Annotated in this window: 20 protein-coding genes; 4 read left to right on the forward strand and 16 right to left on the reverse strand. The window is 67.8% G+C overall.

All coding sequences use genetic code 11. The annotated features are described in order from the left end of the window. Nucleotides 1–3 precede the first annotated feature (3 nt). The gene (locus tag ACXAID_RS09370; protein ID WP_475021927.1) at nucleotides 4–993 is read right to left on the reverse strand and encodes an LLM class flavin-dependent oxidoreductase; all 990 of its coding nucleotides are present in this window, start codon (nucleotides 991–993) and stop codon (nucleotides 4–6) included. A gap of 22 nt (nucleotides 994–1015) precedes the next feature. Beyond that, nucleotides 1016–2218 carry a M20 family metallopeptidase gene (locus ACXAID_RS09375; RefSeq protein WP_475021928.1) on the reverse strand — a complete coding sequence of 401 codons (1203 nt, stop codon included), beginning with the start codon at nucleotides 2216–2218 and terminating at the stop codon, nucleotides 1016–1018. A 211-nt stretch (nucleotides 2219–2429) separates the two neighbouring features. Here ACXAID_RS09375 and ACXAID_RS09380 point away from each other — a divergent pair, with 211 nt between their 5' ends. From ACXAID_RS09380 to ACXAID_RS09395, 4 genes are all read left to right on the forward strand, one after another. Continuing rightward, nucleotides 2430–3536, forward strand: a complete 1107-nt coding sequence (locus ACXAID_RS09380) for an ABC transporter substrate-binding protein (protein WP_475021929.1) — start codon at nucleotides 2430–2432, stop codon at nucleotides 3534–3536. After that, on the forward strand, nucleotides 3526–4338 hold the full coding sequence (locus ACXAID_RS09385) for an ABC transporter ATP-binding protein (protein ID WP_475021930.1): 813 nt from the start codon (nucleotides 3526–3528) through the stop codon (nucleotides 4336–4338). The genes ACXAID_RS09380 and ACXAID_RS09385 overlap by 11 nt, the downstream gene beginning before the upstream one ends. A gap of 10 nt (nucleotides 4339–4348) precedes the next feature. Then, nucleotides 4349–5191: an ABC transporter permease gene (locus ACXAID_RS09390; protein ID WP_475021931.1), complete on the forward strand. Its 843-nt coding sequence runs from the start codon at nucleotides 4349–4351 to the stop codon at nucleotides 5189–5191. 80 nt (nucleotides 5192–5271) lie between these two features. Further along, nucleotides 5272–5931 carry a GntR family transcriptional regulator gene (locus ACXAID_RS09395; protein WP_475021932.1) on the forward strand — a complete coding sequence of 220 codons (660 nt, stop codon included), beginning with the start codon at nucleotides 5272–5274 and terminating at the stop codon, nucleotides 5929–5931. Here the strand turns inward: ACXAID_RS09395 and sppA are convergent. From sppA to ACXAID_RS09465, 14 genes are all read right to left on the reverse strand, one after another. Then, nucleotides 5919–7718, reverse strand: coding sequence for a signal peptide peptidase SppA (sppA, locus tag ACXAID_RS09400; protein ID WP_475021933.1), 1800 nt, complete (start codon nucleotides 7716–7718; stop codon nucleotides 5919–5921). The two genes, ACXAID_RS09395 and sppA, sit on opposite strands and share 13 nt — an antisense overlap. A gap of 69 nt (nucleotides 7719–7787) precedes the next feature. Next, the gene (locus ACXAID_RS09405; RefSeq protein ID WP_475021943.1) at nucleotides 7788–8135 is read right to left on the reverse strand and encodes a DUF732 domain-containing protein; all 348 of its coding nucleotides are present in this window, start codon (nucleotides 8133–8135) and stop codon (nucleotides 7788–7790) included. Between the two features lie 131 nt (nucleotides 8136–8266). After that, nucleotides 8267–8722: a 50S ribosomal protein L15 gene (gene rplO, locus ACXAID_RS09410; RefSeq protein ID WP_475021934.1), complete on the reverse strand. Its 456-nt coding sequence runs from the start codon at nucleotides 8720–8722 to the stop codon at nucleotides 8267–8269. Further along, nucleotides 8722–8907, reverse strand: coding sequence for a 50S ribosomal protein L30 (rpmD, locus tag ACXAID_RS09415; RefSeq protein WP_475021935.1), 186 nt, complete (start codon nucleotides 8905–8907; stop codon nucleotides 8722–8724). The genes rplO and rpmD overlap by 1 nt, the downstream gene beginning before the upstream one ends. A 6-nt stretch (nucleotides 8908–8913) precedes the next feature. Next, on the reverse strand, nucleotides 8914–9597 hold the full coding sequence (rpsE, locus tag ACXAID_RS09420; RefSeq protein WP_173011966.1) for a 30S ribosomal protein S5: 684 nt from the start codon (nucleotides 9595–9597) through the stop codon (nucleotides 8914–8916). Between the two features lie 40 nt (nucleotides 9598–9637). Then, complete coding sequence (rplR, locus tag ACXAID_RS09425; protein WP_475021944.1) at nucleotides 9638–10048, reverse strand: 50S ribosomal protein L18; 411 nt, start codon at nucleotides 10046–10048, stop codon at nucleotides 9638–9640. A gap of 16 nt (nucleotides 10049–10064) precedes the next feature. Beyond that, complete coding sequence (rplF, locus tag ACXAID_RS09430; RefSeq protein ID WP_475021936.1) at nucleotides 10065–10604, reverse strand: 50S ribosomal protein L6; 540 nt, start codon at nucleotides 10602–10604, stop codon at nucleotides 10065–10067. A gap of 15 nt (nucleotides 10605–10619) precedes the next feature. Continuing rightward, nucleotides 10620–11018, reverse strand: coding sequence for a 30S ribosomal protein S8 (rpsH, locus tag ACXAID_RS09435; protein ID WP_475021937.1), 399 nt, complete (start codon nucleotides 11016–11018; stop codon nucleotides 10620–10622). A gap of 106 nt (nucleotides 11019–11124) precedes the next feature. Further along, nucleotides 11125–11310, reverse strand: coding sequence for a type Z 30S ribosomal protein S14 (locus ACXAID_RS09440; RefSeq protein ID WP_152515724.1), 186 nt, complete (start codon nucleotides 11308–11310; stop codon nucleotides 11125–11127). 4 nt (nucleotides 11311–11314) lie between these two features. Beyond that, on the reverse strand, nucleotides 11315–11908 hold the full coding sequence (gene rplE, locus ACXAID_RS09445; RefSeq protein ID WP_475021938.1) for a 50S ribosomal protein L5: 594 nt from the start codon (nucleotides 11906–11908) through the stop codon (nucleotides 11315–11317). Nucleotides 11909–11910: 2 nt separating this feature from the next. Then, nucleotides 11911–12228, reverse strand: coding sequence for a 50S ribosomal protein L24 (gene rplX, locus ACXAID_RS09450; RefSeq protein WP_475021939.1), 318 nt, complete (start codon nucleotides 12226–12228; stop codon nucleotides 11911–11913). Continuing rightward, on the reverse strand, nucleotides 12229–12597 hold the full coding sequence (rplN, locus tag ACXAID_RS09455) for a 50S ribosomal protein L14 (protein ID WP_067091049.1): 369 nt from the start codon (nucleotides 12595–12597) through the stop codon (nucleotides 12229–12231). Nucleotides 12598–12797: 200 nt separating this feature from the next. Next, nucleotides 12798–13214 carry a RidA family protein gene (locus tag ACXAID_RS09460; protein ID WP_475021940.1) on the reverse strand — a complete coding sequence of 139 codons (417 nt, stop codon included), beginning with the start codon at nucleotides 13212–13214 and terminating at the stop codon, nucleotides 12798–12800. Continuing rightward, the coding region (locus tag ACXAID_RS09465) for a gamma-glutamyltransferase (RefSeq protein ID WP_475021941.1) at nucleotides 13204–14280 on the reverse strand (1077 nt) is incomplete at its 5' end. The genes ACXAID_RS09460 and ACXAID_RS09465, both read right to left, overlap by 11 nt.

Here is a 14280-nt window from a genome sequence, read left to right on the forward strand (position 1 = left end):
AGGTCACTCCGCCGCGACCTCGGCCAGCGATTTGACGGTCTGGATCCGGGATTGCACGGTGTCGGTGGTGGGGAACGCGGCCAGACACTCGATGCCAAGTTCAGACATGGTCTTGAGGTGCTCGCGCGCGACGGCTTTGTTGCCGCACAGCGACATCCGGCGGACGAAGTCGTCGGGCAGCATCCTGGCCGCGGACTTGGCCTCCTGGAACTCGCCGCCGGCGTAGGCCGCCTTGACCCGCTCGGCGAGTTCGTCGGGCAGTCCGGCCAGCCGGCAGTATTCCGGCGCGGTCTGCGGGAACCATGCCGCGATGCTGCGCCCGGCCTCCAGCGCGAACTCCTCGTCGTCGTGTATCGCGCCGTATCCGAACACCGTGATGGCCGGCCGGCGGTCCCGGCCGGCGATCTCGGCGCCGCGTTCGATGTGGCTGATTGCGTATTGCAGGCCTTCGGGGTGCAGGCCGGCGAGCAGGATGACACCGTCGGCAACCCGCCCGGCCAGCTCAAGGGTCTTCGGCCCGCTGGCCGACACGTAGAGCGGCATCTCGACCGGCGCACCGTGCCGGATGTGCCCATGGTCCAACGTGAATCCGCTGGCTTGCCAGGTCACTTCCTCGCCGCTCCACAACCGCCGTGTCGCGGTGATCGCGTCCTCGAGCCGGGCCAGTCTCGCCGGGCGGTACCCCAGCGCGAGCAGCGGCCGGTCGCCGGCTCCGATCCCGTAGCGGAACCGCCCGCCGGAGATCTCGTGCTGGGTGGCCGCGGCCACCGCGCCGATCGCGGGGTGGCGGGTCACCGGGTTCGTCACGGCGGTCCCGATGGACATCGATGTCGAGTTCAGCGCCGCCAGCGTCGCGAAGGAGTAGCAGCACTTGGCGTGCAGGGAGGAGTCGGTCAGCCAGAGCTCGTCGACGCCCCAGCTCTCGATGTCGCTGACGATGCCGCCGAATTCGGCGGCCGAATAGACCGGTTGCAGTGCGGCTCCCACGCGCATGGTGAGGGTCCCTTCTCGAATCTCAGGAGGCGGCGAGGCTCAGCGCGGCGAACACGGCATACGCCCGGGCCGCCTCGACGATCTCCTCGATGGTCAGATGTTCGTTGGCGGCGTACACCGGTTCGGCGCCGGGCCCGAAGATGATCGTCGGAACCCGGTGACCCACACTCGATGTGTCCCCCAGCCAGTTACCCACCGACACCGGCGACTCCCGTCCCCGCACGGCGGCCAGAGCGCGGATCATGTTCTGGGTCACCTCGTCGTCGCGACCGACGAGGTAGCCGTCCTTGACGTCGGCGAGGACGACATCGGCCTGGAAGCGCGAGTCACGCTTCTTCGCCTCGGCCAGGCAGCGGTCGATCTCGGCACGCACCTGTTCGACGGTGACGCCGGGTTGCGGCCTGCAGTCGACCCGGATGACGCACTCGTCGGGGATCATCGAGGGCCCTCCGGGTGGCAGCCCGCCGTAGACCCGGCCCGGGGCCATGAAGGTCTCGGCTCCGAAGAGCTCGAGCACCCAGTCCTCGAGTTCGGGTTGCAGCCTCGAGGCGTCCAACTCGATGATCGCATGAGCGGCAAGGAGGTTGGCGTTGATCGCCATCGGCTTGTGGCACGTGTGCGCACTGAGGCCGCGTACGGTGATGTCGAAGTAGTACCGCCCGCGATGCCCCAGATAGACCTGGCTGCCCGAGCACTCGCCGAGCACGGCGAGGTCGGCGTCGTGGCTGGCGAAGTATTCGATGGCGCCACGCTGGTCGCCCATGTGGTCGACCACACCGGCGAATGCCAGCCGGCCACTCATCGGGATTCCGCTGGCACGCAGCGCTTCCATCGCGACGACCTGGCACACCAGCGCCGCCTTCATGTCCATGATCCCCTGGCCGTAGATCGCGCCGTCGATCATCGCGCCGGAGAACGGCTCGGTGATCGTCCAGCCGTGTGACGGCGGCTTGGTGTCGAGGTGCCCGGTCAGCACCACGGTCCTGCCGCCGTCACCGAAATCGATGTGGCCGGTGGCATTCGGCCGGTCCGGCAGAGCCGGCTGCAGCTCGGCGCCATCGAAGCCCGACGTGCGCATCATGTTCACCAGGTACTCGGAGAACCCTCGTTCGTCGCCCAGCACGCTGGGGATCCGGCAGATCTCCTGCACGGTGGTCAGCAGCCGGTCGATGTCGAGGTTCTCGTCGATGGCGGCCAGCGCCTGCCCTTCAGATACCGCAGTCACACACTTCTCCTCCTTGATTAACGTTAATGTATGACGCGGGCGCACACGGCGTCAAACTGCTTCCCAGACCTCAATTATGCGTCTCATCAGCGCTTTTCATTCAGTCGATGGTTAGGTAACGAGGATTTTTCATGCGTGAAACCTGATGTCTTTGGACGTTGGAATATCATATTCCTGATCTTGCACATTTCGCCTTGGAGGCCCCCAACCCATGATGAAGTCCACCCGGGCTGCGGTCGTCGCAGCCACCGCCAGTGCGCTCCTACTCGCCGGCTGCTCGTCGGACTCGGGCTCGAGTAGCTCGACCGCCGAGTCCGCCGAGTCCGGCGGGACCACCGCGGCGACGCTGATGCTGCCGTTTCCGCGCGGGATCTTCTGGACGCCGCTGCTCGTCGCCGAGAACCAGGGCTACTTCGCCGACCAGGGCCTCGACCTCACGATCGAAGAAGCCGACGGCTCGGGATTCGTCACGCAGCAGCTGATCTCCGGCGGAGTCGACTACGGATTCGCCGGCGCCGCCAGCGCCGTGGTCGCGGCCGAACGGGACCCCAACCTCCGGATCATGATGTGCTACCCGGCGAGCAACATCTTCATCATCGTCACCCCGGAGGGGTCGGAGGTGTCCTCGATCGCCGACCTGCAGGGACGCACCCTGGGAATCACCGAAGCAGGCGGTGGCGAAGAACCGATCGTCAACGCCGCCCTGGCCGAGGCGGGCCTGGAACCCAACACCGATGTCACGCTGCTGCCCATCGGCGGCGCCGGGCCACAGTCGTTGACGGCGCTGCAGGACGGAACCGTCGACGCCTACGCGACCAGTTTCGCCGACCTTGCGACGTTCACCGCCGCGGGCAACAACTTCACCGACATCACCCCCGAGTCGCTGGACGTGATCCCGGGCGACTGCATGGTGACCACCAAAGACGTCCTCGACGATCCCGCCAGGCGCGAGGTCGCGGTGGGGATCGCCCGCGCGTTCACCATGGGAGCCGCGTTCACCGAGGCCAACCCGGAGGGAGCGCTGGACATCGTCTGCTCGGCGGTGCCCGAGGAATGCACCGACATGAACTACGCCCAGGTCTACTTCGACGAGGTGGTCCGCTACTCCGGCGGCTACCAGCCCGACATGCTCTACGGCGTGGTCAGCCCCGACGGCTGGGACACCACGGTCGACGTGCTCACCGGATCGGGTGTCATCGAGGGCACGGTCGATCCGGGCACCGTGGCCACCGGTTCCGACATCACCGAGGTCCAGACCGAGTACTCCGAAATCGACCTCCCCGCAGTGAACGAGGATGCTCAGCAGTATGCGCCGTGACACCACCTCGACCCGGATCCCGCCCCGACCCGCTGACGTCAGCGGTTCGGCGATCCGGGTCGAGGGGGTGACCAAGGTCTACGCCAGTGACAGTGGGCCGGTCGCCGCCCTCGACCCGATCGACATCGAAGTCCGCGACGGAGAGTTCGTCTCCCTGCTCGGACCGAGCGGCTGCGGCAAGTCCACGCTGCTGCACATCATGGCCGGGCTCACCGAGGCCACCGCGGGCACCGTGACGATCGGAGGGACGCCGAGCCGCGCGGACCGATCCGATGTCGCCATCATGCTGCAACGACCGGTGCTGTTCCCCTGGAAGAACGTGCTGCACAACGTCATGCTGCCGGCCCGGCTGCAGGGCCACGACGAGACCGCTGCGACCGAGGCCGCGATGCACTACCTCGAACTCACCGGGCTCACCGACTTCGCGCACAAACGGGTGTGGGAGCTCTCCGGCGGGATGAAGCAGCGCGTCAGCCTCGCCCGGGCACTGGCCACCGACCCGCCGGTCCTGCTGATGGACGAGCCGTTCTCGGCACTCGACGAATTCACCAGGGAGCGGCTCAACGTCGAGCTCGCGCGGCTGCACAGCGAGCACAGCCGCACCACCGTGTTCGTCACCCACAACATCGCCGAGGCGGTGCTGCTGTCCGACCGGATCGTGACCATGCGGCCCAGGCCCGGCGGCGTGGTCGACATCATCGACATCGAGCTGCCCCGACCCCGTACCACCGCGCTGGCGTCCTCCCCGGCGGCCGGCGACCTCGCCGCCAAGGTGCGCGAGTCGATCAACGCGTATCTGTGAAGGAAAGACCGTGAATTCGCCTGTCACCACGGAACAGACTGCCCAGCCCGCCCCGACGGCAGACAACGGGGCGCCACCGCGGCGAAGCCGGATCCCCACCGCGTGGCGGGCCGTCTGGCCACCGACCGCGGTGATCCTCGCGATCCTCGCGGTGTGGGAGGTCGTGGTGTCCCTCAACTGGGTCAACCCGATCATCCTGCCCGCGCCCTCGGCGATCGCGACCAGCCTGGCCGCCATGATCACCGAACCGTTCTTCTGGGAGGCCGCCCAGGCGACGATCACCGAAACACTCGTCGGTTTCGCGATCGGCGTCGCGGCTGCCTGGGTGCTGGGAACCCTGCTGGGGATGTCCGATCTGGCCCGGCGCGGCCTCTACCCGATCGTCGTGGCGTTCCAGATCACCCCGCGGATCGCCTTCGCGCCGATCTTCTTGACCTGGTTCGGTTTCGGCCTCGAGTCCAAGATCGTGATGGCCGCGACGATCTGCTTCTTTCCGCTTCTGCTCAATGTCCTGGTCGGCATGGAGACCGTGGACAAGGATGCCCGCACGCTGATGCGTTCCTTCGGCGCCAGCCGCTGGCAGGAATACCGCGAGCTCACGCTGCCCTCGTCGCTGCCGCTGATTCTCGCCGGGGTCAAGAACGCCGTGACACTGGCGCTGATCGGGGCGATCGTCGCCGAGTTCGTCGGCGCCTCGGTGGGAATGGGCGTGCTGTCCAAGACATTCAGTTTTCAGCTGGATGTGGCCTCGTCGTTCGCCGTCATCATCGCCTTGATGTTCTTCGGGCTGGCGCTCTACGGCCTGGTGGAACTGATCGACAAGAAACTCGTGTACTGGCGGGACCAGTCATGACGGCCCCGCCCGGGCAATCGTCTAACATGGGCGAGTCTGCGGCCTCTGCCGGTATCGGCGGATCGAACACGGGGTTTTCCATGGATCTACAGCAGGTCAAGGACCGCGTGTACTTCCGTCTGCGCGAAGACCTGATCTCGCAGGAGATCCCGCCGGGCGAAGCCCTCAAGGAGATACCGCTCTCCGAGCGATTCGGGGTCAGCAAGACCCCCATCCGGGAAGCACTGGCGCGGCTGGAAAGCGACGGCCTTGTCGAGATCATCCCGTACCGCGGGGCCCGCGCCAAGTGGTACAGCGCCAAGGATTTCGAGCAGCTCTACGAAGCCCGCTTCGTCATCCAGGCCGAGTGCCTGCAGCGCATCACCGAGGATCCGCGCTCGACGATCGCCGAACAGTTGCTCGGCAATGTGCGGCGCTCCGAGGAATTGCTCGCCGCCGAGGAATACGAGGAACTCTCCGACGAGATCGACCGATTCGACGAGATCATCTTCAGCGCGATCGACAACGACGTCCTGCGGGAGGTCATCGACCGGATCGCCACGCACTTCCGCCGCATCGGCAGGCACTCGATGACCCCCGCGAAGTACGTCACCTCGGTGCGCGAGCACGCCGAGATCGTCCAGGCGGCCAGGGACGGCAACCAGCGCCGGGCCCGCGAGCGTCTGGCGCGCCACAGCGACCACACCAAAGCGGACCTGCTCGGGTCCCTCGAACCGAATTCGGCGCGTCAGAAGCGGTAGTCGCCCAGCCACAGCACGTTGACGCCGGTCAGCGAACGCTGGGTCTGGTCCAGCGCCTCACCCACCGAACGGACCACCAGCGAGCTCACCGCCGAAGACACCGATGCCGCCGCGGGCTGCGAGGACGGCTTGGGCCGCAACATGTCCCGCAGCGAGGTCCCGGGCAGGTTCTCGATGTGCACCTTGTCGTCCTCGTCGATGCCGGCCACCACCTTGGCCCGACGGATCGCGGTACGCAACCCGCCGAGTTCGTCGACGAGCCCCCTCGTGAATGCGTCGGCGCCGGTCCACACCCGGCCGCGGGCCACCTGCTCGACGTCCTCGACGGTCAGGTTGCGGCCCTCGGCCACCCGCCGCACGAAATCGTCGTAGCACAGGTCCGCTTCGGCCTCGACCTGCACCCGCTGTTCCTCGGTGAAGGGCGCATCGATGGACCAGGCGTCGGCATTGGCGTTGGTGCGCACACTGTCTGAGGCCACCCCGAGCTTTTCCTTCAGATCGCGGGCCACCAGCTTTCCGGTCATCACCCCGATCGAACCGGTGATGGTGCCGGGGTTGGCGACGATCGCGTCGGCGGCCATCGACACGTAGTAGCCCCCGGAAGCCGCGACCGCACCCATCGAGGCGACCACCGGCTTGCCGGCCTCCCTCGCCCGGACCACCTCACGCCAGATGGTCTCCGAACCGGTGACCGAGCCGCCGGGACTGTCCACGCGCAGCACGATGGCGGCGACGTCGGAGTCGGCGGCCGCCTCCCGCAGCGCCGCGGCGATGGTGTCGGCGCCGGCCGACGAACTGCCCATCGGCGAGAGCTGGCGCCCGCCTCGTCCGCTGACGATGGGGCCGGCGAGGTTGACCACGGCGATCGTGCGGGGCCCCTTGCGGCCCGGAAGCGCGGGAGTCGGCATACCGGGCCGGTCGGTGCGGGCGTAGCGGGCCAGGTAGAGCCGCGGCGGCGCGTCCTCGCCGTCGGCATCGCCGGTCTCCGGCGAGACCTTTTCGGAGCCGGTCATCTCGGCGATCCGCGCATAGGCTTCGTCGCGGAACCCGATCCGGTCGACGAGCCCGGCGGACACCGCGTCGTCGCGCAGCAGCGGAGCCCGGTCGGCCAGCGCGTCCAGGTCGGACAGCTCGATCTTGCGCGCGGCCGACACCGCGTCCCACACCTGGGCGCGCAGACCGTCGACCAGCGCGGTGTCGGCCTCGCGGTGGGCGTCGGTGTAGCCGTCCTCGGTGAAGAGGTTGGCCGCGGACTTGTATTCACCGCGGGCGATGAACTGGGCCTCCACACCGGCCTTGTCCAGCGCGTCACGCAGGAACATCGCGTTGGTGGCGAACCCGATCAGCCCGACCGTGCCCGAGGGCTGCATCCAGACCTCCCGGAAGGCAGAAGCCAGGTAGTACGACAGGGTGCCCGGGTAGGTCTCCGCCCAGGCCAGCGACGGCTTGGCGGCACTGAACGCCGCGATGGCCTCGCGCAGCTCCTGGATCGGCCCGGGTGGGGCGGCGTCCAGTTGCACGCGTGCGATCAACCCGGCCACCCGGGTGTCCTCGGCGGCGCGGTGCAGGGCGGCGACGACGTCGCGCAGCAGCATCGGACGGCTCTGGCCGACCAGGCCGGAGAGCATCGCCACCGGGTCGAATCCGCCACTCTCTGGTGGTGCGCTCGTCAGGTCCAGTTCCAGGATGCACCCGCTGGGCACGCCCTGGTGGCGGGCGGTGTCGACCCGACGGACCAGCGCACGAACCTCGTCTACCCCGGGCACGCCGGACAGAAGTGAAAACATGACATCGAGCCTACCGACGGCCCGGCCGGCGACCCGCCCGACGATTCGGTCCCGACGGTTCGGCCCTGGCTAGCGGCCCATGAAGCGGCCGTACTGCGGGCAGTAGACCACCACCGAGGCCCGCATCAGACCGACGGCCTGTTCCTTGGTCACGGTGTTGGCCAGGGTGTTGACCACCCCCCGCACCACCGGAACAGGGTTGGCCGCGTTGGCCGCGAACCCCTGGGTGAGCATGTCGCACACGTGCTTGCCGACCAGCGGCAGGTCCTCGTCCGGGCCCAGGGGGATGCCCATGGCGGTGACCGCGTCCTCGAACCGCTCGTCGGCGGTGTCGGCGTGCGCGGTGGCACCACCGGAGAACAAGGCGAGGCCGGCGGCGACCATCGCGGCGGCGACGGTTCGACGGTGGCGAATCATGGCGTACTCCTCAGGTATCGGCATGCGAAGTTTAGATCGCAAAACCTTTCCGTGTCGTTACGGACCGCGTAACGGTCCCGTCAACGCAAGAACCCCCGCCGGAGCGGGGGTACTTGGTGGAACGAGCCGATCTACAGTTCGGTGGCGGTGCCGCCGGCGGCGGTGATCGCCTCGCGGGCGCTGCCGCTGAACTTGTGCGCGGTGACGTTGACCTTGACGCTCAGCTTGCCGTCGCCGAGCACCTTGACCAGCGAGTTCTTGCGAACCGCGCCGGCACCGACGAGCTCGTCGACACCGATGTCACCGCCCTTGGGGAACAGCCGGTTCAGGTCGCCGACGTTGACGACCTCGTACTCGGTACGGAACCGGTTCTTGAACCCCTTGAGCTTGGGCAGCCGCATGTGGATCGGCATCTGGCCACCCTCGAACATCACCGGGACGTTCTTGCGGGCCTTGGTGCCCTTGGTGCCGCGGCCGGCGGTCTTGCCCTTGGAGCCCTCGCCGCGACCCACGCGGGTCTTGGCCTTCTTCTCGCCCGGAGCGGGCCGAAGGTCGTGCAGCTTGATGACTGGAGAGTCCTCGCTCATTACTTCGCGACCTCCTCAACTGTTACGAGATGGTGGACCGTCTTGATCAGTCCACGTGTCTGCGGGCTGTCCTCGCGAACCACCGACTGGCGAATCTTGCGCAGTCCGAGCGTCCGCAACGTCTCCCGCTGCTTCCAGCGAGCACCGATGGTGCTGCGCACCTGGGTGATCTTCAACTCTGCCATGGTTGTTTACGCCGTTCCCTCACGCGCGGCGCTGGCAGCCACGGCCTCGGCCTCACGCCGGGCCTTGAGCATGCCTGCGGGCGCCACATCCTCGATGGGCAGGCCGCGGCGCGCCGCGACCTCTTCGGGGCGCTGCAACAGCTTCAGCGCGGCGACGGTCGCGTGCACCACGTTGATCGCGTTGTCGCTGCCCAGCGACTTGGCCAGCACGTCGTGCACGCCGGCGCATTCCAGCACCGCACGGCACGCGCCACCGGCGATGACACCGGTACCGGGGCTGGCCGGACGCAGCATGACCACGCCGGCGGCCGCCTCACCCTGGACCGGGTGGGTCACGGTGCCACCGATCAGCGGCACGCGGAAGAAATTCTTGCGAGCCTCCTCGACGCCCTTGGCGATCGCGGCCGGAACCTCTTTGGCCTTGCCGTAACCGACACCGACCATGCCCTTGCCGTCACCGACGATCACCAGGGCGGTGAAGCTGAACCGCCGACCGCCCTTGACGACCTTGGACACGCGGTTGATCGTGACCACGCGCTCGAGGTAGTTGCTCTTGTCGCCGCGGTCATCGCGGCCACCACGGCCGCCACGGTCGTCGCGGCGGCCCCGCCCTCCGCGGTCGTCCCGGCCACCCCTGCTGTCGCGGTTGTCGCTCGAGGGCCCGCCGGCTCCTGCAGCCTGCTCGGCCATCATGCATTCCTTCCGGTCTTTGTCAGGTCAGTGTTGTCCATCAGAACTTCAGCCCGCCTTCGCGTGCGGCGTCGGCCAGGGCCGCGATCCGTCCGCCGTAGGTGTAGCCACCCCGGTCGAAGACGACCTCGTCGATGCCGGCGGCCTTGGCACGCTCGGCGATCAGCTGGCCCACCCGGGTGCTGTGGGCTTTCTTGTCGCCGTCGACCGCACGCACGTCGGCCTCGATCGACGACGCCGCCGCGACGGTTGCCCCGGCCAGGTCGTCGACGAGCTGGACGTGGATGTGCCGCGACGACCGGTTGACCACCAGGCGCGGCCGCTCGGCGGTGCCGGAGACCTTCTTGCGCAGCCGGGCGTGCCGGCGCAACCGCGAGACGCGGCGGGTCTCGGAGATGTTCTTGCCCACCGGCTGGTGGCCGGCGGCAGTGTCTTTGGTCTTGGAAACCATCTTGGTAGCCATCTGCTTACTTACCCGTCTTTCCGACCTTGCGACGGATCTGCTCGCCCTCGTAACGGATTCCCTTGCCCTTGTAGGGGTCGTTCTTCCGCAGGCGGCGGATGTTGGCCGCGATCTGGCCGACCTTCTGCTTGTCGATTCCGGAGATCGAGAACTTCGTCGGGCTCTCCACGGCGAAGGTGACCCCGTCCGGCGCGGTGATCAGCACCGGATGGCTGTACCCCAGCGCGAACTCCAGGTCGCTGCCCTTGGCCACGACGCGGTAGCCGACGCCGAAGATCTCCATCTTGGTGGTGTACCCCTGCGTCACGCCGGTCACCAGGTTGGAGATCAGCGTGCGGGACAGCCCGTGCAGCGAGCGGTTGCGGCGCTCGTCGTTGGGGCGGGCCACCACGATGGCGCCGTCCTCGTCGCGCGACACCACGATCGGATCGGCGACATCCAGCGACAGCGTGCCCTTGGGGCCCTTGACCGCAACGTTCTGGCCGTCGATCGTCACATCGACCCCGGCCGGAACCGGGACCGGATTCTTTCCAATGCGAGACATGTTTCTAGCCCTCCCTCACCACACGTACGCGAGGACCTCGCCGCCGACGCCCTCACGGGTCGCCTGACGGTCGGTCCTCAGGCCCGACGAGGTGGAAATGATGGCCACACCGAGCCCGCCGAGCACCCGCGGCAGGTTGGTGGACTTGGCGTACACCCGCAGACCGGGCTTGCTGACCCGGCGCAGGCCCGCGATGCTGCGTTCCCGGCTGGGTCCGTACTTGAGCTGCACCACCAGCGACTTGCCCACCCGGGCATCCTCGGTGTGGTAGTCGCTGATGTAGCCCTCGGTCTTGAGGATTTCGGCGATGTTGGCCTTGAGCTTGCTGTGCGGCAAGGTCACCTCGTCGTGGTACGCCGAGTTGGCGTTGCGCAGACGCGTCAAGAAGTCTGCGATCGGATCCGTCATGGTCATGACAGCCGGTTCACCTTTCTCGCGGTGGTTCCTCCGTGCTCACTGCTCCGGAGGCCTACCGCAACCTGTTTGTCGGTAAATGGTCTTTTCTTCGTGCCGGCTGTCGTTACCAGCTGGACTTCGCCACGCCGGGCAGCTCACCCGCGTGTGCCATGTCGCGCAGGCAGATCCGGCACAGGCCGAACTTGCGGTACACGGCGTGCGGACGGCCGCACTTGTTGCAGCGCGTGTAGGCGCGCACCTTGAACTTGGGCTTCTTGTTGGCCTTGTTGACCAGAGCCTTCTTTGCCATCTGCTCAGTTCTCCTTGAACGGGAAGCCCAGCGCCCGCAGCAGCGCACGGCCCTCGTCGTCGTTCGTCGCCGAGGTGACGACGGTGATGTCCATGCCGCGGGGGCGGTCGATGGAGTCCACGTCGATCTCGTGGAACACCGACTGCTCGGTCAGCCCGAAGGTGTAGTTGCCGGTTCCGTCGAACTGCTTGGCGCTCAGGCCGCGGAAGTCGCGGATACGCGGCAGCGAGATCGAGATCAGCCGGTCCAGGAACTCCCACATCCGGTCGCCGCGCAGCGTCACCCGGGCGCCGATCGGCATGCCCTCGCGCAGCTTGAACTGCGCGATCGACTTACGGGCGCGACGGATCTCGGGCTTCTGGCCGGTGATCAGCGCGAGATCGTTGACCGCGCCGTTGATCAGCTTCGCGTCGCGGGCGGCGTCGCCGACACCCATGTTCACGACGACCTTGGTGACGCCTGGAATCTGCATCACGTTGGCGTAGCCGAACTCCTTCTGCAGGGAGTCGCGGATCTCTTCGCGGTAGCGCTGCTTGAGGCGCGGGAGAGTCTTCTCTTCCTGGGCAAGCGAAGCGCCGGGATGCGTTTCAGTAGTCATCTCTAGATGTCCTTGCCGTTGGTCTTGGCGATCCGGACCTTCTTGCCGGTCTCGTCGTCGGTGCGGTAACCGACGCGCGTCGGCTTGCCGTCGGAATCGAGCAGCATCACGTTGGACACCGCGATCGGCGCCTCCTGGGTCACGATGCCGCCGGAGGACGCGCCACGCTCGGTGCGCGACTCGGGGGTGTGCTTCTTGATCCGGTTGACGCCCTCGACCAGAACCTTGGCGCGCTCGGGGTAGGCCACCAGGACCTTGCCCTTGGCGCCCTTGTCCTTACCGGAGATGACGAGCACCGTGTCGCCCTTGCGGACCTTCATCTACAACACCTCCGGGGCGAGCGAAACGATCTTCATGAAGCGCTTCTCGCGCAGTTCGCGACCCACCGGCCCGAAGATGCGGGTGCCACGCGGGTCGTTGTCGGGCTTGATGATGACAGCGGCGTTCTCGTCGAACTTGATGTAGCTGCCGTCGGCGCGGCGGCGCTCCTTGACGGTGCGCACCACGACCGCCTTGACGACGTCGCCGCGCTTGACGTTGCCGCCGGGGATGGCGTCCTTGACCGTCGCCACGATGACATCACCGATGCCCGCGTAGCGCCGCGACGAGCCACCGAGCACGCGGATGCACAAGATCTCCTTGGCGCCCGTGTTGTCGGCGACCTTGAGCCGCGATTCCTGCTGAATCACTAGATCTCCTCGACCTGGTTACTGTGTGCACGCAGGATTACCGACCCTGACGTGCGCGGTCTTGTCACTAATTTCGTGCCACCCCAACAGGCACGCAGGGTTTTCTCCGTCGAAAACGCAGAGAGAACCGAGGTCTGCCCGGGGCATCCCTTACATAGTAGGTGAGCTCGGAGAATGCTCCAAATCGCGCTGACCTGCGCTCATCGCACGACGGCGGTCAACTCCACCTCGACGGGCGCCCCGGCCGGCAGCGCGAGCACCCCGATCGCCGATCGTGCAGGTAGGGCGTCTGCGCCGAGCCGTCGGGTGATCATCGCCGATGCGCCGTCGGCGACGGCGCTCAGGGCGGTGAAGCCGGGTGCGCAGGCGACGTAGACGGTCATCCGCAGGCAGCGCACCGTGCGCGCGGGCGCCATGGACAGCAGCGCCGCCAGGGCGTTCTCGGCAGCCAGGCCCGCCGCTTCGACGGCGCGGTCGAGCGCGACGGTGGCCCCGACCACCCCGGTGACGGTCAGCAGACCATCGCGGCGCGGCGTCATTCCCGCGGTGTACACCACGCCGTCGTCCAGCACTGCTGGCAGGTAGTCGCCCTGCGGGACGGGTGAGTCAGTCGACACCGAGGGCCACCCCCTCCTGACGCGGGTCGGCGGCTCCGGACAGTACGCCGCGTTCGTCGAGCGAGATGACCTGCGCGCTGCCGCCCGCACCCAGCACCGGCTGCTCGACGACACGGTGCCCGAGCGCCCCCAGCCGGGTCCGGGTGCCGGCCGGCAGGCTCTGCTCGATCCGCAGTTCGGTACCCGAGCCGAGGACGTCGGCGTCCGATCCGGGGAACACGGTGAAGCGCGGCGCGGCGACCGCTCCGACCGGATCCAGGCCGTGGTCGAGCAGGTGCGAAAGCAGCTGCATGTTCCACTGCACCTGCCCGTCGCCTCCCGGGGTGTTGCCGACGTGCAGCAGGTCACCGGCGTCGTCGGTGACGATCCAGGCGTTCAGGGTGTGCAGCGGCTTGCGCCGGGGCGCAATCTCGTTCGGGTGACCGGCGATCAGATAGGCACCGCGGCCCAACCGGTTGTTGAGCACCACCCCGGTGCCCGGCACGGTGAACTTGGCGCCGAAGGTGAAGGCCAGCGAGTGGATGAAGCTGACCGCCCTACCCTGCGCGTCGACGGCCACCGTCGAGGTGGTGTCGCCGGACCCGACCGCGATGGGATCGATTTGCTCACAACGATTGTCGAGGTCCCGGCGCTGAACATCGAGGCGTTCGGGCGCCAGCACGTAGCGCGCGCCGCCATTGTCGCTGCCGCACAGTGCCAGTCGATCGGCGAACGCCAACCGGGCCGATCGCGCCATCCGATCGATCGCTTCGGCGGACAGCCATCCGTGCATGCCGACGACGCCGTCGCACAATGCGGCCTGCTGCACCACCATCCAGCCCGGGGTCGGCAGCGGAGTCTGGTGCAGCACCGCCCCGGCGTAGCGACCGGACACCGCGGGCTGCGGGGTCAGCTGGGCCGCAGCGGCCCATTCGGCACCGCTGAACGGCGCTCCCCCGCCCTGTAGTGCGGCCACGGCCCGCTCGGCGAACTCGCCGGTGTAGAAACCGCCCGGATCGCCGGCCAGAGTGCGGATCGTGGCGGCCAGCGCCGGCTGGCCCAGCCGCGTGCCGACATGGGCCGGGCG

It is taken from the genome of Mycobacterium sp. ABE4_509 (assembly GCF_056160785.1).